Origin of the sequence: Paraburkholderia sp. A1BS-2L (assembly GCF_051125205.1) — a bacterium.
Lineage (GTDB): Bacteria > Pseudomonadota > Gammaproteobacteria > Burkholderiales > Burkholderiaceae > Paraburkholderia.
The window spans coordinates 1,711,355-1,727,727 of sequence record NZ_CP120429.1 but is presented as its reverse complement, the minus strand read 5'-3'; the positions used below and the strand labels follow the sequence as shown (position 1 = coordinate 1,727,727).

Below are 16,373 nucleotides of genomic sequence, written 5' to 3'. Positions count from 1 at the left end.
ATGCGAAGCGGAGATTGACCTCCATGCATCCAGTACCGACTCAGGCCCGGCCCAATCAGCGCATCGCCGTCGTGGGCGCCGGCATTGCCGGCCTCGCCAGCGCTTACCTGCTCTCGCGCCGCCACCGCGTCACGCTTTTCGAGGCTGCGGACTATCTGGGTGGCCACACACACACAGTCGACGTCGAACTCGACGGCCTGTGCTGCCCTGTCGATACCGGTTTCCTCGTCTTCAACGATCGCACCTATCCGAACCTCGTTGCACTCTTCGACGAACTCGGCGTGCGAGCCCATCGTACCGACATGTCGTTTTCAGTGTCGCTGGACAATGGCCGCCTCGAGTGGGCCGGAACCAACCTCAACACGGTCTTCGCGCAGCGGCGCAACCTGTTCTCTCCCAGCTTCCTCGGCATGCTGCGCGACATCCTGCGCTTCAACGCGTCGGCCGAGCAGCATCTCGCCAGCGCGAGCCGCAATCGCTGTTCAGTTGGCGAACTGCTTCTCGAGGGCCGCTACGGAGCGCCATTCCAGCGTCATTACCTGCTGCCCATGGCCGCCGCTATCTGGTCCAGTGCGGCAAATGACATCCTGCGCTTTCCCGCCGCCACCTTCCTGCGCTTCTGTCTGAACCACGCCCTGCTGCAGGTGAACAGCCGGCCGCCCTGGAAGACGGTGGCCGGGGGCGGCCGCGAGTACGTGCGGCGCATCGCCGCCGTGCTCGACGACGTGCGCACCAACACGCCCGTGCGAGCAGTCCGGCGCGATGCCAGCAGCGTCACGGTCGTCACCGACGATGCCGGGCACGAGCGCTTCGACGCTATCGTGCTGGCAAGCCACGCGCCGACGAGCCTGCGACTGCTCGCCGACGCCGACGAGGCCGAACGCGGCGTGCTCGGCGCCGTGCGCTACCAGCGCAACGTCGCGACGCTGCACACCGACACGCGACTGTTGCCGCGCCGCCGCCGCGTGTGGTCCGCCTGGAACTACCTCGGCGGCCGCGCGCTGCATGAGCGAGACAACGGCCAGCCCACCTGCGTGAGTTATCTGCTCAACCAGTTGCAGCATCTGCCCTTGCGCACGCCGGTGGTCGTGACGCTGAACCCGGTTACGGAGCCCGCTCCCGGGCACGAGATCGGCCGCTACCGCTACGAACATCCGCTGCTCGATCTGGCCTGTGTCGACGCCCAGCAGCGCCTGCCCGCCTTGCAGGGACGCCGCCGCACATGGTACGCAGGCGCGTGGACCGGTTACGGCTTTCACGAGGACGGCCTGAAGTCGGCGCTGCGCGTCGCGCGTGCATTCGACTCGATGCCGGCGTGGGCGGTACTGTGAAAGTGAAAGCGGATCCGGACACCTGCCACGCTCATGCGGCCAGCCTGCTCACCGGTCGCGTGACGCATGCACGCCTGCGCCCCGCCACGCATCGCTTTGCCTACTCCGTGTTCTACGTGCGCTGTGATCTGGGACGGCTCGCGCAGGTCGAGCGCTGGTGGTTGCGCATAGACCGCTGGGCGCCGCTGGGCCTTGCTACGCGCGACTATGGTCCGCGCGACGGCCACCCGCTCGAAGCATGGATGCGCGAACGACTGGCCGAAGCAGACATTCCCGCCGATGGCCCGATCTGGCTGCAGACCATGCCACGCTTATTCGGCTACGCATTCAACCCCGTGAGCTTCTGGTTCTGTCATGACCGTACCGGAGCATTGCGCGCGCTTTATGCCGACGTGCGCAATACGTTTGGCGGACACCACGGCTATCTGCTGAGCGCACCCGGCCACGGCCCCATCGGCGACGACACCTTGCTCATATGCCGCAAGACATTCCATGTTTCGCCGTTCTGCGACGTCAAGGGCAGGTACGAGTTTCGGGTGCGCCAGGGCGGCGAGCGCATCGCGATCGACTACGCCGATGCCGACGGACCGCTCTTGCGCACTGCCCTCAGGCTACGCGCAAAGCCGCTCACAGGCGTAGGCGTGTTGAGCGCGCTAATCCGTCTACCGCTAGCCATCGTTGCCGTCATCCCGCGAATCCACTGGCAAGCACTGCGGCTGTGGCTCAAGTGCGTGCCGTTTTACGGCTCGCGGCCGCCCTCGTGCGAGTCGGGCACTTCCACTTCTCACTCCATCACGCATTCCCCGCGTCACGATGAGGACACCTGCTCATGACCCTGCTGCATTCGCTCTCCACTCCGGTCGCACTGCCGTTTCATGCGCGGCTTTTTCTCGGCGTGCTGCGACGCATCCGTGTCGGCCATCTTGAGCTTGCGACACCGGGGGGCGCCCATTATGTCTTCGGCGACCCGCATCAGCAGCCGGGCGCGGTGCTGCGCGTGCTCGACTGGCGAGCCTGCCGCGCCATCCTGCGCGCAGGCGACATCGGTCTCGCCGACGCGTACCGTGCCCAATGGATCGATTCCCCCGATTTCCCCGCCCTGCTGCGACTCGCGATCCGCAACGAAGCGGCGGTCGCGCGCACGGTACACGGCGGCCGGATTCCCCAGTTCTGGTACAACCTGCGCCACCGGCTTCGCATGAACACGCGTGCGGGCAGCAGGCGCAACATTCACGCTCATTACGACATCGGCAACGCGTTCTACGCACAGTGGCTCGACCAAACATGGACCTACTCCAGCGCGTGGTTCGACGGCGACATGTCGCGCACGCTCGAGGCAGCCCAGAGCGCGAAGTATCAGCGCATCGTCGATACGCTCGGCCTGCGGCCCGGCATGCGCGTACTGGAGATCGGTTGCGGCTGGGGCGGCTTCGCGCGGCATGCCGCGCGCCTTGGGATCGCCGTGCACGGCGTGACGATCTCTGCGAGCCAGCACGCGTTCGCCGTCGAACGCATTCGCAACGAGGGACTCGAGCGCCACGCCCATATCGAACTGCGCGACTACCGCGACGTGCGCGGCCAATACGACGCGGTCGTGTCGATCGAAATGTTCGAAGCCGTCGGCGAAACCTGGTGGTCCACATGGTTCCGCACATTGCGCGAGTGCCTCGCACCCCGTGCGTGTGCGCTTGTGCAGACCATCACGATCGACGAAACCCGCTTCGCGGCCTATCGCGCGGCCAGCGACTTCATCCGCGAATTCGTTTTCCCGGGCGGTATGTTGCCCAGCCCCCAGCGATTCGCGCGCGCCGCCGCGAAAGCGGGACTTGTCGCACAGCCATCGCTTTCGTTCGGGCTCGATTACGCGCATACGTTGAATCTCTGGCGGCATGCGTTTGAATCGCGCCTCGATGCCATCTGCGCACTCGGCCTGGACGAGACCTTTGTGCGCACCTGGCGCCTCTACCTCGCGTACTGCGAAGCAGCCTTTGCCGAGCGCCGCACTGACGTGATGCAGTTCGTTGTGACGAAGGGACACTGACATGCAATCGAGACTGGCCCGTGTGGGCCAACTCTGGGAGGAACACCCGCTGGGCGGATTCGACGAGCCGTTTGCTCTCCTTATCACCTACCGCAGAACCATAAAGGCGCAACACGCGACCCTACTCGCGAGCGCATTTTTCCCGGCGATATACGTGCGGCGAGTCAACCCATCCGTTTCGCACGGGGAGGCGAGCCGCCCGGGGCTCGTCGCGACCGACTGGCAGGCCAATCGCCGAGAGAAGGCATCGTGCCTGAGCGAAACCGCTTTGCGGATAGCGCTCGAAAATTCGGTTGAACGCCTCGACGAGTGGACGGGCACGCTCCGGCACGGGCGCGTCAGGCCCCAGCATCAAGGCGGTTTGTCCAAACTTGACCGGTCCAGCCTTTATCAAGGCTCGCAGCCCGGAATTCGGGCTGCCGCGCCCGAACAACTCCACGCCGTATATGCGGATCATGGCGCGCACGATCGCTTCCGCAGCAGGCGTAAGCGGCGGCATGGCCTCGACCAGGCGCAGATGCGGTGAGCGCACATCCGGCGTGGTGAAACGTCCGATACCGTCGATATCGGCTTCCAGACGCTGCACCGGCAGATCAGCGCTAAAGAGCAGGAGCCGGATGCGTTCATAAAGCGCGTCGTGGTCAGGATTGGTGACTGTGATGTCTGTCATTCTCTTTTCCTCGAAGTGGCTTGAGCCCAAATGGTTCCGGAGGCGCAACGAACCGGAATCGGATCGACCGTCGAATCCACAGGTGTTCGCGCCCATCCGGCAATCACTGACTGGAAGCTAAGTCCGTCGAACATACCGGTCCGAAACGACTGAGCGTTGCTGGATCCATGCGACGGCAAGCTCCAAAGCTTCATCGCGCGCTTCCTGGGCGTTGGCGAAATCTCCATCGACACCGAGCGTGCGTATTTCGCCCGCCCGGTCGGTGACAATGGCTGCGGCTGTGTAACGGCCGCTCACCGTGACGGTTACCACCGGCCGGACCTCGCAGCCGTGATACTCAATAACTTTGCCCGTTTGCATATGACACCTCCGCCAGAGCGTGTCCGAAACATGTCCAGACACGCGGAATTCGCGTCCAGTCCGCGCAGCCCGTCATTCCTCGTCCCGCACGCCCGGGTTGCCCTCCATGAGGCAGGACGCTGCTGCGCCCGGGTGGAGTGCGTCGAGGAACGTTCTGCCCTTCCCGGTCAGGTAGGCGCGGCGTGCGCCCTCCGCGCAATGCTCCAGCATGACCAGTTGGCGCTCTAGCAGCGCGTCGAGTTCGGCGCGGTTCATGTCGAGTTGGTCCGGCGCTTGACGAACCAGCATCAGGGTCGCAAATTCGTGTGGACTGAGCATTTTCCTCTCCCGGAAAGCAGGGTCCCGAAAGCGGGAGCCCCCGCGGAAAAATGAAACGAAGCGCAAGCCCGGCAGGGGCCGCGCTACCGTGCGACGCCGCGCTGTCATGCGAGGCATCGCGCCGGCGAACCCGAGACGTCGAAATCGGGGCTGAGCGCGAAGGCGCGCCAGATGTGCGGGTGGCGCACCTCGCCAAGCTGCGGGCGCAGCCCGCGTGGAATCTGCCGATGTCGACGGGGGGGAAAGGGTTCGCTGCGCGTGGCGCGCAGGCTTGCGGGAATGCCCGCGAAGACGCTGGCCATCTGCCGTTGCAGGCGCTCGAATTCGCCCAGCGGATCGGCGCTGAAGAAAAGATCGCTCATGACTGGCTCCCTGAAACCGGGGCCGCCCACGAAAGACGAATGGAACCACGCGCTCCAGTCCGCCTGCCCGTGGGAAACCCCGCCGACAAACAAATCGAAACACGCAGCGCTTATCGCAGCTGCCTGAGCGATGCATAAAATAGCGCAAGGAACGGAAATTTCAAGGGGCCCTGCAACATGTCAACGGGGCATCCTGCTGCCGCACTGAAACAATTTGTTGCAAAGAGCCGTCTTTGCGCCCCCTTGAAGGGCGCAATGGCCGTCTTTATTTTGCTTTCCGCCATAGCGCTTTGCATGCTCGCCTTAACCGATATCGATCGTGCGGCTCGTAGACGGCGCCGGCTCCGTTTTCGGCACGGTCAACGTCAGTATGCCGTTGTCGAACTTTGCCAGCGCGCGGCCGGGATCGGCATATTCAGGCATCGGGATCGTGCGCACGAAGCGTCCGTGGGCACGCTCCAGGCGATAGCAGCCGTTTTCCTCACTGCGCATATCCTGCTTTTTCTCACCGCGCAGTACGATCGCGCCGTCCTCGACGCTCACCTTCACGTCTTCGCGCTCCATCCCGGGCAGTTCTGCGGTTACGCGCAGCACCGGTCCCTCATCGACGACGTCGATGCGCGGCTCGAATCGCGATGAACTGAAGTCGCCGAACCATCGTTCGAGCGCGCCACGGCCCGCAAACGGGTCGTGAAAAAACTCCTCCACGGCGCGCCATGGTTCGCGCGAGAACAGTCGCGCGATGTCGGGCAAGGAGGCGCGCCATTGTTCATTTTCGTTCGCCGGCGGCCTCTCCGGGCTGTCCGCGTCGGACTTGCGCACAGCCCCGCGAAGGAACTTGAAGGGATTCCACTTTTTCGGATCGGGGTTCATCGTTTCCTCCTCTGGTATCTCTCAGGAGAACCGTATTCCGGTCGTGGCGCCTGCGCCCTGCTTTTTTCCGCTTCGCGTCGCGCTGCGCCTGCAGCGGTCAGCCACCGCTGTGCACTGTGCATGTCGGTGCAGATGCCAGCCGGCCATCGCATTCAATCCCGGCGATGTACCTGGCTGTCGGGAACGGCTGGCTTACCCGCGTCTGCGCTGCCGGCGGGCGGCGGGCAGGCAGCGGCCAGGCAGCCGCCACCCGGACGCTTCCCGCCGTTGCGGCCCGCGCGTCGGCTTCAGCCGGTGCGCACTTCGATCCGCCGCGGGCGCGCCTCGTCGCGGCGCGGGATCGTGAGCTTCAGTACGCCGTCCTGCAGACTCGCCTCGATCTTCGACGTATCGAAGTCCGGAGAGAGCGTGAACGTGCGCGCAAAGCGCGGCTCACGGACCTCCGCATGCTGCAGCCGCAGATTTGCCGGTGTCGGCACAACCGCCTCAGCCTCGATGACGAGACTGCTGTCATGGACCCGCACATCGAGCTTGTCGCGGGTGACGCCCGGCAGGTCGGCCCACAACGTGACGCCCTGGCTGCCCTCGTAGATATCGACAGCGGGCGTAATCGTCATCCGCCGCGCGGCGGCCCCGCTTTCGCTGCGCGTGAGCGCTGACTGATCGCGCTTGCTCAGTTCGGTGGTATCGCTCATTTTCGGCCTCCCGGATTACTGGACGGTGATCGCACGCGGCTTCGACGATTCGCGCTTGCCGATGGCGATCGACAGGCAACCATTCTCGTAGCGCGCCTGAACCTTGTCGGGGTCTGCGTTTTCCGGCAGTTCGATGACCCGACGGAATGCGCCAGTGAAGCGCTCCTGCGCATAAACTCGTGCGTCCTCGCCGGCATCCAGTTGAGTCGGCTTGCGCTCACCGCTGATGGTCAGCAGCCCCTTGTCGATCGATACGTCGAGTTCCGCCGCACTAACGCCGGGTGCAAACGCGACGATCTGAATCGAGTCGTCGGTGGCGCCAATGTTGACGGGCGGAAATGCGCCGAGGCGGCTCGCCCGAAGACTGGAGGGAAAAGTACCGAAGAGGTTCGCCATCTGCCGCTGCAGCCGGTCGAATTCGCTGAAGAGGTCAGTTCCGAAATAGAGATCGCTCATGATGCTGTTCTCCTCATTGATGCATGGAGGCGAACGGGCCTACGCGCTCCAGTTCGCCCGCCATCTGGCAAAACAAATCGAAACACGCAGCGCACGGGACGTCGGGTCCCGCGCGTCTGCCTGAGCGAAATCCAAGATAGGAATTGCTACGAAAATTTCAAGAACAGAAAACGGCGACTTGCCCTTGAAAATGATGGACGGCTTGCTGGCGTCCGCAGCGAAACCATGAGGTCACGATCGGGGACGACCGTCGCCAAGGACAAGGTTTGTGCGCCGCAACTCGAAACATTTATCGCGGGCGTGCCGGGCTGCCGCCGGGCCACCAACTGGACGACACGCTATTTCGTATCACACCTGCTCGCGTTTGCTCGAAGCCACCGCGACGGTAGTCGGCGAGTCGGCGAGCGACACAAAGCGCCGTGTCGCGCCGTCAAGGGCGTCGATCCTGCCCATTTCGATGTCGTAGACCCAACCATGCAGGTTCATGCGTCCCTGTTCGAGCGCAAGCGCTACCGACGGATGGGTGCGCAAGTTTGCCAACTGCGCGATCACGTTTTCACGCACCAGCCCGTCGAGCTTGGCGCGGGGTGTATCGAACTGATGCGCTGCATTGATTACCTTTGCGGCGTCGGAATGACGTAGCCAGTTCGCGACCGCCGGCATGTGATCCAGGCACGTGCAACGAGAGATTGCGCCCATAGCGCCACAGTCAGAGTGGCCGCAAATCACGATGTCCCGCACGCCCAGTACGGCGACCGCATACTCAACGGTAGCTGATACACCACCTGGTTCTGGACCATATGATGGCACGATGTTACCCGCGTTGCGGATCACGAAAAGTTCGCCCGGCTCGCGCTGTGTTAGCAGCTCCGGCACAACGCGGCTGTCCGAGCAAGTGACGAACAGCGCCTTCGGATTTTGCGTCGTTGCGAGCTGCCGGAAAAGCTCAACGCGCTCCGGATAGACCTCGCGTTGAAAGCGCAGAAAACCGTCGATGATGTCACGCATGGCGTCCTCCTGGTTTGAATGCAAATGCTGGCACGACCGTTCGATGCACTGTCGCGCTGGTGCGACGTATTTTATCGTTGATTTCGAGTGTCGACCGAGCGAGAAGATTCATCCCGAGACGTCATGCGGAGGATGGAGCCAAGCACGATTTTTTATTCTGCCCTATCGGACAAGAACCGAGACGTGCTTTCCATTTCACACCAAGTTGCTCTACCGCGTGACAGGCTTCATGCTTGACATGGCGTTGCGGATTGAGGTCCCGGTGGGGACACTGGGGTATCTTGCCCCACCGGGCGCAAAGCATCATGGAGCCGAAGAGGCAACGACCGTGCGGTGTTCGCGCTTGCCGGCATGGTGCCGGAAGGTCTGCCAGTGCGCGCCAGACGCTGAGGCGCTCCGGTGCGATACGAATCGCACGTTGACGCGAGACGAACGCGCGAGCCTCAAATGGCGATGATCCAGCCGCGCGTCTGCGTACCAGTGCGGCGTGACGACCGGCGTTTCGTCGCCGTTCAGCCAGCGCTGTATCGTGACAAGGTCCGCCGAGCGCCCCCACGATGTTTGCGAGCCGAGCAGCGCGATCGTCACCTGACCGCCGGGCATGTTGGCATCGACCACGATGCAGCGTCCCGCCTCGCGGATATAGCCGGTCTTGGCAACCAGCACGTCCCAATCGGCCGAGCGGACAATCGGGTCGGTGTTGTGATAGAACCGCGTCCTCATGCCGATCTGCTCTTTGTAACGGGGAAGCGTCGTATATTCGCTGATCAATGGATAGTGCGACGCAGCGGTGGCCAACTTCACGACATCGCGTGCCGTCGAAAGATTGCCCGGCGAGAGCCCGCTTGGATCGTCGAAGTGCGTATCTGCCATATGCAGCGCGCGCGCCTTTTCGTTCATCTTCTGGATGAACGCTGGCTGGCCGCCCGGAAACGCACGCGACAACGCAGACGCCGCGCGATTCTCGGACGCCATGAGCGCCAGCCGCAGCATCTCTGCGCGCTCCAGCGACACACCAATCGGAAGGCGCGACCCGGAATGCTTGAGCCGGTCGATGTCGTTGTCGTCGACGGTCACCGTATCGCCCAGCGGCTGGGCGCTGTCCAACACCACCATTGCGGTCATCAGCTTGGTAAGCGAGGCAATCGGCTGGGCGTCGTCGGCGTTCTTTTCCAGCAGGACCTTACCGCTCGCGACGTCGTAGACGATCGCGCTATGCGAATAGAGGAAAGGCGTTTGTGCCCACGCGGCGAAAGGCGCAGACGCGAGCACTAGCGCGCCGAGGAAGTGTTTCATGGCATTCACACCCTGGGACGGCAATCAAGCGATGGCAGGTCCAACGTGCAGGACGATTCCCAACAACTAAACTGTAGTGGCTGGTTGCCGAAATGAGTGTGTGAAAGAGGACAGAATTTTGCAGCGCGCGGCGCAAACCGGGTGGTCACCAAACAATTCGGGTGTTGGGCAACGCCGTTTTGAGGTCATCGGCATTTGTGACCTTGGTGCCGTAGAGAACGAGTTCCCGCAACCCGGTCAGCCCTTTCAGTACGTCGACGTCCTTGACCGGCGCGTTGGCGAGATAGAGCTCTCGCAGGCCCTTCAGCCCCTTCAGCGCATCGACGTCCTGAACCTTGGTGCGAAACAGATTGAGCGTTCGAAGGCCCTTGAGATTGCTCAGAGCATCGATGTTTTCGACGCTGGTGTCGGAGAGATTGAGTCTTTGCAGGCTCGTCAGGCCCTTTAGCGCGTCGATATTCGTGACTTGCGTGCGGGCAAGAACAAGGGTGTCCAGCTGGAGCAATCCCCGCAACGGGTCGATATTCTCGACCCTGGAGCCGTCGAGCACGAGTGTCTTCAGGTCGGGCATGTCCGTCAGCACATCGATGTCGCTGACGGGAGTATTCGCGAGATAGAGCGCCTGCAGGTCGTGCAGATTCTTCAGGGGATCGAGGCGCTCGACTTGTGTCTCATTCAAATCGAGTATTTTCAACGTGGTCAACTGACCGAGCGGCTTGATATTCCTGACGTTCCTCGCACCACCCAGTTTCAGTGCTTCCAGGCGAGGCAGCTTCGTCAGCGTATCGAGGTCCCGAACCTGCGTATCGCGGAGATCGAGTTGCCGCAGGTCGGTCAGGTCCTTCAGCGCGTCGAGATTCGCCACGCGGGTATCCCAGAGATTGAGCGTTTGCAGACTCGTCAGTTCTTTAACCGCATCGATGTTCTGGACCTGGGTGCGGTGTATCACGAGGCTCTTCAGAGAGCGCATGTCCTTTAGCGCGTCGATGTTCCAGACTGGCGTTCCCGTGAGATCGAGCAACTCCACATCATCGAGGTCTTTCAGCGATTCGATGCTGTCGACCGCGGTGTCCGCCAGACTCAACTCGAGTTTGCGATGAAGCCTGGCCAAATGCGGAACCGCGGCAGCGAGCTGAGACGTGGTCAATGTCGACTTGGCCCGCAATGCCAGGCATCCGGATTCGCGGGTCAGCGCTGAATCGCCGGAGTCATCGCACGCGCCCGCGAAAAATCCCAGGTCGCTCAAGGCCCGTTCATCCAGCTTTTCCCGAAAAGGGCTGAACACCACCAACAGGCTCGCGAGCAAAAGGCCAATGCCCCCGCAGATGACCCAAAGCCTCGCACGACGCGAGACCGACGTGCGTGCGCCTTCCGCAGTGGATTCGTTGTTGGAAGGTGGGAATTCGGCCACTGTGGTCTCCGTTTGTCCTGGATCGCCTCATTAATACACGCGTCGATTACTCACTGGCATCGAGCCTCCGCCATCCTGCCGCAACGATCACATGGCCGGCCCCGCCTCACCCCTTGGGGTGCTTCATGTTCTCCGAGTCGACGGCCGCGTGCCATTCCTCGCTCGCCTCTAACGGTTCCATTGCCTCGTCAATGGAAGCTTTGGCACGCTCGGCGGTCGCCCGCGCGTCGTCTGCCTCGAGTTCCGAATCCTCGTCGACAACCTCAGGGGGCCGGATCATCTCCCTGATCATCGCACGCAATTCGGGGGTATCCCATGGCAGGTGATGCTGCGTTTTCACCTTGATGTAGTGCCTCACTTCCGCATCCTGTTCAGGACTCAGAGGCAATCCCCTGAACGTGCTTTCCGGGCCGACGTCAGTCATGGTTTCCTCCTGTCACCGCGATCCGAACAATCACTCCAGTGTAACGCCGGTGTCGTGACGCCGCCTTGCCCTCTGCGAGGATTCGCGGTTGGCCCCGCCATACTGGGCGATGCTGCCCTCGCACCTGGCAAGAGCTGGCGCGTTGATGAGACCTGCGTCAAGGTCAAAGGCCAATGGAGCAGTTGTGTGAAGATCGCGTCGTCTCGGCTGCAGCCGAACAATTCTACGCTCTCGTTCTGCAAGCGATCCTCTTCATTTAGGGAACCTAATCGCCTATTCGCCCATAACGCGACACAACCTGATTTCGCGTTGGTGGCAGACCAGCGGTCCCGGACGCTATTCGACAGGAGCCGGCTGAACGTTAATTTCCGGTTGGGGTTCGCTGGGCACTTGCGCCGCGGGCGCGACGTCTTCCTCCGGCGTCGGCTGTTCGCTTTGAACGGCGGGAGGCGGGACGCTTTTGATCACAACAGGCGCCTCTGTGGCGGGTGCCGGTGCTCTGGGCTGCGCGGTATGGGCGGCGGTCATGCCCGTGCCGACGTTCGAGCTCGTGGTGTTCGCGCTCTTGAGGAATCCGTGCGAATCGAACAGAAACACGGCCGCTGACGAGTGTGTGTCGGCGCCAGCGACGAGCGAACCGATGAACGGGATATAGCTTTCCGGGTGTGGACGCGATGTCACGTAGGTGTAAACGAGCAGCGTCGAACCGTCGTCCAGCGCGGTCTCCACGGACGCCGGGCCGAGCGCCGTTATCACGTCTTGCAGTGTCGTCACGCCGTGCCGGAAGTTCGCCATCTGTTCTGGCCTCACCTCGACACCGGCTGACACGCAACCGGCGAGTAGTGCGCCGCACAGTAGCCCAGTGACCACTTCGCGATTCATGTCTCCTTGCCCCCTCGTATTGATTCTAGGGCGATTCCAGGGCGAATGCGGCAGGCCGGCATGAAACGATCAGCGTCTGCACGCGCACGATCGCTCTTGCGTCGATTGGGATACGCCCGCCGATTTCCTGGGAGGGCGGGCGAATTCCATGCTGGAAAATGGTGATTTCCAGTAAGCAGATGCAGAACAGCGTCAGTGTGTCGTAACGCTGACAGCCACAATTTCGTATCCGGGCGTCGGCGTTTTCGCTCGGTGCCTTTTCCGCTGCCCCATACGCGGTAATCACGCTAGACCCAAACCCGTGTGCCCGTTGCCACTGAAGATGAAGAGTTCCTCACTGGGCGCGATCTGCGACTGCAAGTGAGGTCATTGAACAGACACGGGCAATAGGTGACATGGGAGTCCTCGTTAATCGACATCATCAGCCAGTGCGGCACCTACCCGATGCCATGAGCCCGGATTTTTTGACCAGCGAGAAGTTGAAGCCTGGCTTCATTTCGCTGGCCAGTCTATGACGAAAAGTTAGCGCCTGGCGGCTGTGCCAGGAATGCAATGCTTTCCTGATTGAATCTCTCCGGCTGTTCATACTGTGCCCAGTGGTCACAGCCCTTGATTTCCACGAGCTGCGCGTTCGGTGCAGTCCCGGCGATCGCTTGGGCGTTGCTGAGAAACATATTGGGCGCATCCACGGCAGCGATTACCTGGACAGGCAGGGTCAGGCTGCGCCACTGTTCCTCGCTGAGGGCCTGGCCGCCTAGTGAGAAGGCCAGAAGTCGAGGCATGGCGGCCTTCATGCGCGGGTCGCGGTATATTTCAAGGCGCACGGCAACCAGTTCGTCGGACAGTGCCTCCGGATCGCGAAGCAGCGCTTTCAGGGCTGCGGAAACAGTTTCCCAGGTCGGTTCGGCCGCAGCGGAAGAACGGCTCTTGCGCACACCCTCGGCAAAGCGCCGCTCCTCTTCCGGATCGATGATGATGCCCGCGGGGGCCACCAGGACCAGCTTGTCGACACGAGCCGGATGGGCCAATGCCAGGGCCGCGCCCACCCAGGCGCCCAGAGACACGCCGACAACCGCGGCTCTCGCGATACCCATGGCGTCCATGAAGCCGCGCACATGCTCCGCATAGTCCTTGATCAGGTAGTCGTGGTCGGGCTTGTCGGTCCAGCCGCAGCCCAGCATGTCCAGACCGATGACGCGGAAATGGCCGGCATAGGCCGCATAATTCGCACCGAAATTCTCCAGGCTGCCCGCGGTACCATGCAGCAGAATCACCACCGGCGCGTCGGCCGGACCGGCCTCCAGATAGCGCGTAGCGACGCCAGCGACGTCGACCCACGCCAGCTTGTGGGGCGTCTTGAACAGATGTTGCCAGATACTGGTGTGCTTCATCATTGTGCAGGCCTCGCCGTCAGATCCACCGACAGGAAGCCGGTGACATTGCTGTTGAATTCTTCCATCTTCTCGTATGGCACCCACAGCCCGCAGTTGCCATGGATATGGACTCGCGCCCTGGGAATCCGGGTCAACATGAACAGGGCATTGTCGTAGTGGATCGTCTGATTGTTGCGTCCCCATATGACGAGCGTCTCAGCCCGAATCTTGTGCAGGTCCTGCCACAAGGGCTCCAGTGTCTGGCCCGGCTTGCCGCCGTGACCTTCCGGCGCCTGATTCATGAACTCAGGCTCGATACTGGCCTCATAACGCTCGCGGATCACCTCTTCGGTGAGGATCGTCGGGTCGTAGACCAGCCGCTCAAGGTTGGCACGCATGCGCTCCATGCTAGGGCCTTCGCCGCCGTAGTAATTGTGCGTATCCGGTTTGGGCGGCATGGGCTGGAAAAGCGACAGCCCGCCGGGCGCACTGATCACCACCAGGCGATCGATCAGCTCTGGATAGTCGATCGCCATTTTCAAGGCTGCCGAGCCGCCCGTCGCCAGACCCAGTAGATGCGCCCTGCCAACGCCCAGCGCCTCAAGCATGTCGCGGAAGGTGCGCGCATAGAAACTGGTGCGTGGCCCGTCGATCTGCGGCTTGTCGGATTTGCCGTAGCCCGGGAGGTCGACGATGAGGGTGCGGAAATGGCGCGACAGCGCCGCCAGGTTGCGGCCGAAATTTCCCCAGCCGAAAGCACCTGGTGCGCCACCGTGAATGCACAGCAGGACTGGCCCCGTGCCGGCCTCGTGATAATGCAACTTGACGGCGCCGGCCTGCACGAATTTCGAAGTGTTGTCTCTTGTCAGCATCATTGAAGTGTCATCCCAATCGTTATTCGCCCGCGGCTTTCACCGCCGGGTAGCGCCCAAGCAGCAGGATCGCGACAGCGCCGATCACGCACGCAACCAGCGAGACTTCGTGCACCACCGTATATGAGCCCAAACGGTCGAATGCCAGGCCGTACAGAAACGGACCGACCGAGCCGCCCAGCGTCGCCGCGCCAAACAAGCACCCATAAATCGAGCCGAACGCGCGATTGCCGAAATACTTGCGCGCGAGGAACGGAATCAGATCCCCTTCCGAACCCGTTGAGATGCCGAGCAGCAACGCCGCCAGAATGATCATGGAGGGCACATGCACCGCGCCAGTGAGGAAAATCGCAAAACCCACCGCACCAACACAGAAGGCGAGACATGCCACGAATGGGGCAAACACGCGGTCGAGCACCGCGCCCAGCCCGACGCGCGCAATCGCGAGACCCGCACCGACGAAGCCCGCCGCCTGCGCGCCGACATCGTGTCCAAGCCCTCGATCGCTAACGAACGGAGCAAGGTGCACGAAGCCACCAAGAATCGAGCTCGAAATAAGGAACATGACGATCGCGAGCAGCCAGAAGCGATAGCCACGCACCGCTTCGCCGAGCGTGAGCCCCGCCTCGACCGAGACTGCCGCCGTTACATCCGCGGCAAAGTCCTTCTGGGCTGGCAGATTGCGGAACATCAGCCAATGCGCCACGAAGCCAAGCGCCAGCACGACCAGCGCGCACGCGCCAAACCAATGGCGCCAATCCATCATCATGCCCAGCCGGTTGGCGGCGATGGGTGCGAAGAAACCGCCCAGACCGGTACCGATCATCGCGAACCCGAGCGCCATGCCCAGGCGCTTGTCGAAGACGCGCGGCAGTACACCGAGGTAGCCCGCCGGCGTCGTGCCCGAGCCGAGAAAGCCGATCAGGAAACCGACCGCGGCGAAATAGGCGTGATTAGCCGGCGCAACGGCAAGCGCACCCAGCGCAACTGCGAGAAGCGCGATCGACCCTGCGATGACCTTGCTCCAGCCCAGCCGATCGGCAAGCAAGCCGACCGCGGGCGCCCCCAGCGTCGTCCCTATCAGCGAGAACATCGGCAGCACTGCTACGTCGGAGCGGCCCCAGCCAAAGGTCGCCGCCATGGGCTTCAGGAACACGCCCGCGACGCTGAAAAACAGTGGCCCGAAGCCGAACATCAGGCCGATCGCGGCACCGCAAACGATCCACAGGCCCGCGGATCGGGTCACTTTCGACGATGCTTCAAGCGAGGGCATCATCTTCGTACTAACCGGACTGCTCATGATGTTCTCTCCTCCTTAAAACATGTGACGGATGCCGATTTGCACAATCGTCTGCGTCCGCGTCGACGATGCGCCCACGACGTTGGTCCTGTGGCCGCCCTGGTTGCTGGTGTAGCTGAGGCCGTCGTCGATGATCCCGTAAAGCGAGACACTGCTTTGCGCCTGCGCGGCGCCTGCAAACATCGCAGCAAAATCCGTCAATACTCGATACTTCACCGCTGTCTCCTGATTGGCAGTCGCGCTGCCGTTTTTAATTTGCATTACTGGTTATGTGAATGCCTGCCTGATCCGTCAGGCCGATCCAAGCCGCCCCGGTATCAGCCGGCCATCAGTTGCCTGGCCTGCTTCGCCCATTCGTCCTGCATCATGAAGGTCGGATTGGCGCGCACCGCGCGCTCCACCCCGGCGAGGACTTCCTCGTCGGGCTGGGTCAGGTCCAGCGGCAGGACCTGGATCGAGCACGTAGATGCTCAGCGAGTTGCCGTGACTCTTGACCTGGGTAATCTTGCGATCTTCGTCCTGCACGATCTGATGGTGTTCGGTGCGGTCCGAGCTCACGAATATGCCTTTGCCAACAGGCCCACTGCCCTCGTCCGTCTTCACCAGGCCAAACCACCGTTGGTAAAACTCCACCAATTTATCGACATCGATGACATGGATGCCGACATGTTTGAATCTGGCCTTGAGTGCCTGTGACATGC

At 62.3% G+C, this 16,373-nt stretch carries 21 protein-coding genes; 3 read left to right on the top strand and 18 right to left on the bottom strand.

What is annotated here, in order from left to right:
- Positions 1-23 precede the first annotated feature (23 nt).
- The 3 genes from P5W98_RS22655 to P5W98_RS22645 are packed head-to-tail and all read left to right on the top strand — an operon-like array spanning position 24 to position 3,372.
- Positions 24-1,331 carry an NAD(P)/FAD-dependent oxidoreductase gene (locus tag P5W98_RS22655; protein ID WP_421025874.1) on the top strand — a complete coding sequence of 436 codons (1,308 nt, stop codon included), beginning with the start codon at positions 24-26 and terminating at the stop codon, positions 1,329-1,331.
- Complete coding sequence (locus P5W98_RS22650; protein ID WP_421025875.1) at positions 1,328-2,164, top strand: DUF1365 domain-containing protein; 837 nt, start codon at positions 1,328-1,330, stop codon at positions 2,162-2,164. The genes P5W98_RS22655 and P5W98_RS22650 overlap by 4 nt, the downstream gene beginning before the upstream one ends.
- Entirely contained in the window at positions 2,161-3,372 is a 1,212-nt protein-coding gene (locus tag P5W98_RS22645) for a class I SAM-dependent methyltransferase (RefSeq protein ID WP_421025876.1), read from the top strand. Before P5W98_RS22650 ends, P5W98_RS22645 begins: the two co-directional genes overlap by 4 nt.
- A 121-nt stretch (positions 3,373-3,493) precedes the next feature.
- Here the strand turns inward: P5W98_RS22645 and P5W98_RS22640 are convergent, their stop codons facing one another.
- The 18 genes from P5W98_RS22640 to P5W98_RS22555 all read right to left on the bottom strand — a co-directional run bounded on the left by P5W98_RS22640 (position 3,494) and on the right by P5W98_RS22555 (position 16,371).
- Positions 3,494-4,042 (bottom strand): hypothetical protein, encoded by a 549-nt coding sequence (locus P5W98_RS22640; protein ID WP_421025877.1) that lies wholly within the window; start codon positions 4,040-4,042, stop codon positions 3,494-3,496.
- 117 nt (positions 4,043-4,159) lie between these two features.
- On the bottom strand, positions 4,160-4,402 hold the full coding sequence (locus tag P5W98_RS22635) for a hypothetical protein (protein WP_421025878.1): 243 nt from the start codon (positions 4,400-4,402) through the stop codon (positions 4,160-4,162).
- 72 nt (positions 4,403-4,474) lie between these two features.
- The gene (locus tag P5W98_RS22630; protein WP_421025879.1) at positions 4,475-4,720 is read right to left on the bottom strand and encodes a hypothetical protein; all 246 of its coding nucleotides are present in this window, start codon (positions 4,718-4,720) and stop codon (positions 4,475-4,477) included.
- A gap of 104 nt (positions 4,721-4,824) precedes the next feature.
- Positions 4,825-5,082 carry a hypothetical protein gene (locus tag P5W98_RS22625; RefSeq protein ID WP_421025880.1) on the bottom strand — a complete coding sequence of 86 codons (258 nt, stop codon included), beginning with the start codon at positions 5,080-5,082 and terminating at the stop codon, positions 4,825-4,827.
- A gap of 303 nt (positions 5,083-5,385) precedes the next feature.
- On the bottom strand, positions 5,386-5,955 hold the full coding sequence (locus P5W98_RS22620; RefSeq protein WP_421025881.1) for an Hsp20/alpha crystallin family protein: 570 nt from the start codon (positions 5,953-5,955) through the stop codon (positions 5,386-5,388).
- 287 nt (positions 5,956-6,242) lie between these two features.
- The gene (locus P5W98_RS22615; RefSeq protein WP_421025882.1) at positions 6,243-6,650 is read right to left on the bottom strand and encodes an Hsp20/alpha crystallin family protein; all 408 of its coding nucleotides are present in this window, start codon (positions 6,648-6,650) and stop codon (positions 6,243-6,245) included.
- A 15-nt stretch (positions 6,651-6,665) separates the two neighbouring features.
- Entirely contained in the window at positions 6,666-7,106 is a 441-nt protein-coding gene (locus tag P5W98_RS22610; protein WP_421025883.1) for an Hsp20/alpha crystallin family protein, read from the bottom strand.
- Positions 7,107-7,454: 348 nt separating this feature from the next.
- Positions 7,455-8,114: a carbonic anhydrase gene (locus P5W98_RS22605; RefSeq protein ID WP_421025884.1), complete on the bottom strand. Its 660-nt coding sequence runs from the start codon at positions 8,112-8,114 to the stop codon at positions 7,455-7,457.
- Between the two features lie 303 nt (positions 8,115-8,417).
- Positions 8,418-9,410 carry a D-alanyl-D-alanine carboxypeptidase family protein gene (locus P5W98_RS22600; RefSeq protein ID WP_421025885.1) on the bottom strand — a complete coding sequence of 331 codons (993 nt, stop codon included), beginning with the start codon at positions 9,408-9,410 and terminating at the stop codon, positions 8,418-8,420.
- 145 nt (positions 9,411-9,555) lie between these two features.
- Entirely contained in the window at positions 9,556-10,821 is a 1,266-nt protein-coding gene (locus P5W98_RS22595) for a leucine-rich repeat domain-containing protein (RefSeq protein WP_421025886.1), read from the bottom strand.
- Positions 10,822-10,927: 106 nt separating this feature from the next.
- Positions 10,928-11,245 (bottom strand): hypothetical protein, encoded by a 318-nt coding sequence (locus tag P5W98_RS22590; RefSeq protein ID WP_421025887.1) that lies wholly within the window; start codon positions 11,243-11,245, stop codon positions 10,928-10,930.
- Between the two features lie 336 nt (positions 11,246-11,581).
- Positions 11,582-12,127, bottom strand: coding sequence for a hypothetical protein (locus P5W98_RS22585; protein ID WP_421025888.1), 546 nt, complete (start codon positions 12,125-12,127; stop codon positions 11,582-11,584).
- Positions 12,128-12,152: 25 nt separating this feature from the next.
- Complete coding sequence (locus P5W98_RS22580; RefSeq protein ID WP_421073332.1) at positions 12,153-12,413, bottom strand: hypothetical protein; 261 nt, start codon at positions 12,411-12,413, stop codon at positions 12,153-12,155.
- Between the two features lie 223 nt (positions 12,414-12,636).
- Positions 12,637-13,521 carry an alpha/beta fold hydrolase gene (locus P5W98_RS22575; protein WP_421025889.1) on the bottom strand — a complete coding sequence of 295 codons (885 nt, stop codon included), beginning with the start codon at positions 13,519-13,521 and terminating at the stop codon, positions 12,637-12,639.
- The gene (locus P5W98_RS22570) at positions 13,518-14,375 is read right to left on the bottom strand and encodes an alpha/beta fold hydrolase (protein WP_421025890.1); all 858 of its coding nucleotides are present in this window, start codon (positions 14,373-14,375) and stop codon (positions 13,518-13,520) included. The genes P5W98_RS22575 and P5W98_RS22570 overlap by 4 nt, the downstream gene beginning before the upstream one ends.
- Positions 14,376-14,394: 19 nt before the next feature.
- Positions 14,395-15,672, bottom strand: a complete 1,278-nt coding sequence (locus tag P5W98_RS22565) for an MFS transporter (protein WP_421025891.1) — start codon at positions 15,670-15,672, stop codon at positions 14,395-14,397.
- 15 nt (positions 15,673-15,687) lie between these two features.
- Positions 15,688-15,855, bottom strand: a complete 168-nt coding sequence (locus P5W98_RS22560) for a porin (protein ID WP_421027032.1) — start codon at positions 15,853-15,855, stop codon at positions 15,688-15,690.
- A gap of 108 nt (positions 15,856-15,963) precedes the next feature.
- On the bottom strand, positions 15,964-16,371 hold the full coding sequence (locus tag P5W98_RS22555; RefSeq protein ID WP_421025892.1) for a hypothetical protein: 408 nt from the start codon (positions 16,369-16,371) through the stop codon (positions 15,964-15,966).
- Positions 16,372-16,373 lie beyond the last annotated feature (2 nt).

Coding starts and splice junctions, on each gene's coding strand:
- P5W98_RS22640 (WP_421025877.1), bottom strand. CDS start 4,042: ATGACAGACATCACAGTCACCAATCCTGACCACGACGCGCTTTATGAA.
- P5W98_RS22635 (WP_421025878.1), bottom strand. CDS start 4,402: ATGCAAACGGGCAAAGTTATTGAGTATCACGGCTGCGAGGTCCGGCCG.
- P5W98_RS22600 (WP_421025885.1), bottom strand. CDS start 9,410: ATGAAACACTTCCTCGGCGCGCTAGTGCTCGCGTCTGCGCCTTTCGCC.
- P5W98_RS22610 (WP_421025883.1), bottom strand. CDS start 7,106: ATGAGCGATCTCTATTTCGGAACTGACCTCTTCAGCGAATTCGACCGG.
- P5W98_RS22555 (WP_421025892.1), bottom strand. CDS start 16,371: ATGTCACAGGCACTCAAGGCCAGATTCAAACATGTCGGCATCCATGTC.
- P5W98_RS22575 (WP_421025889.1), bottom strand. CDS start 13,521: ATGATGAAGCACACCAGTATCTGGCAACATCTGTTCAAGACGCCCCAC.
- P5W98_RS22590 (WP_421025887.1), bottom strand. CDS start 11,245: ATGACTGACGTCGGCCCGGAAAGCACGTTCAGGGGATTGCCTCTGAGT.
- P5W98_RS22585 (WP_421025888.1), bottom strand. CDS start 12,127: ATGAATCGCGAAGTGGTCACTGGGCTACTGTGCGGCGCACTACTCGCC.
- P5W98_RS22615 (WP_421025882.1), bottom strand. CDS start 6,650: ATGAGCGATACCACCGAACTGAGCAAGCGCGATCAGTCAGCGCTCACG.
- P5W98_RS22605 (WP_421025884.1), bottom strand. CDS start 8,114: ATGCGTGACATCATCGACGGTTTTCTGCGCTTTCAACGCGAGGTCTAT.
- P5W98_RS22645 (WP_421025876.1), top strand. CDS start 2,161: ATGACCCTGCTGCATTCGCTCTCCACTCCGGTCGCACTGCCGTTTCAT.
- P5W98_RS22560 (WP_421027032.1), bottom strand. CDS start 15,855: ATGTTTGCAGGCGCCGCGCAGGCGCAAAGCAGTGTCTCGCTTTACGGG.
- P5W98_RS22620 (WP_421025881.1), bottom strand. CDS start 5,955: ATGAACCCCGATCCGAAAAAGTGGAATCCCTTCAAGTTCCTTCGCGGG.
- P5W98_RS22570 (WP_421025890.1), bottom strand. CDS start 14,375: ATGATGCTGACAAGAGACAACACTTCGAAATTCGTGCAGGCCGGCGCC.
- P5W98_RS22565 (WP_421025891.1), bottom strand. CDS start 15,672: ATGAGCAGTCCGGTTAGTACGAAGATGATGCCCTCGCTTGAAGCATCG.
- P5W98_RS22655 (WP_421025874.1), top strand. CDS start 24: ATGCATCCAGTACCGACTCAGGCCCGGCCCAATCAGCGCATCGCCGTC.
- P5W98_RS22625 (WP_421025880.1), bottom strand. CDS start 5,082: ATGAGCGATCTTTTCTTCAGCGCCGATCCGCTGGGCGAATTCGAGCGC.
- P5W98_RS22630 (WP_421025879.1), bottom strand. CDS start 4,720: ATGCTCAGTCCACACGAATTTGCGACCCTGATGCTGGTTCGTCAAGCG.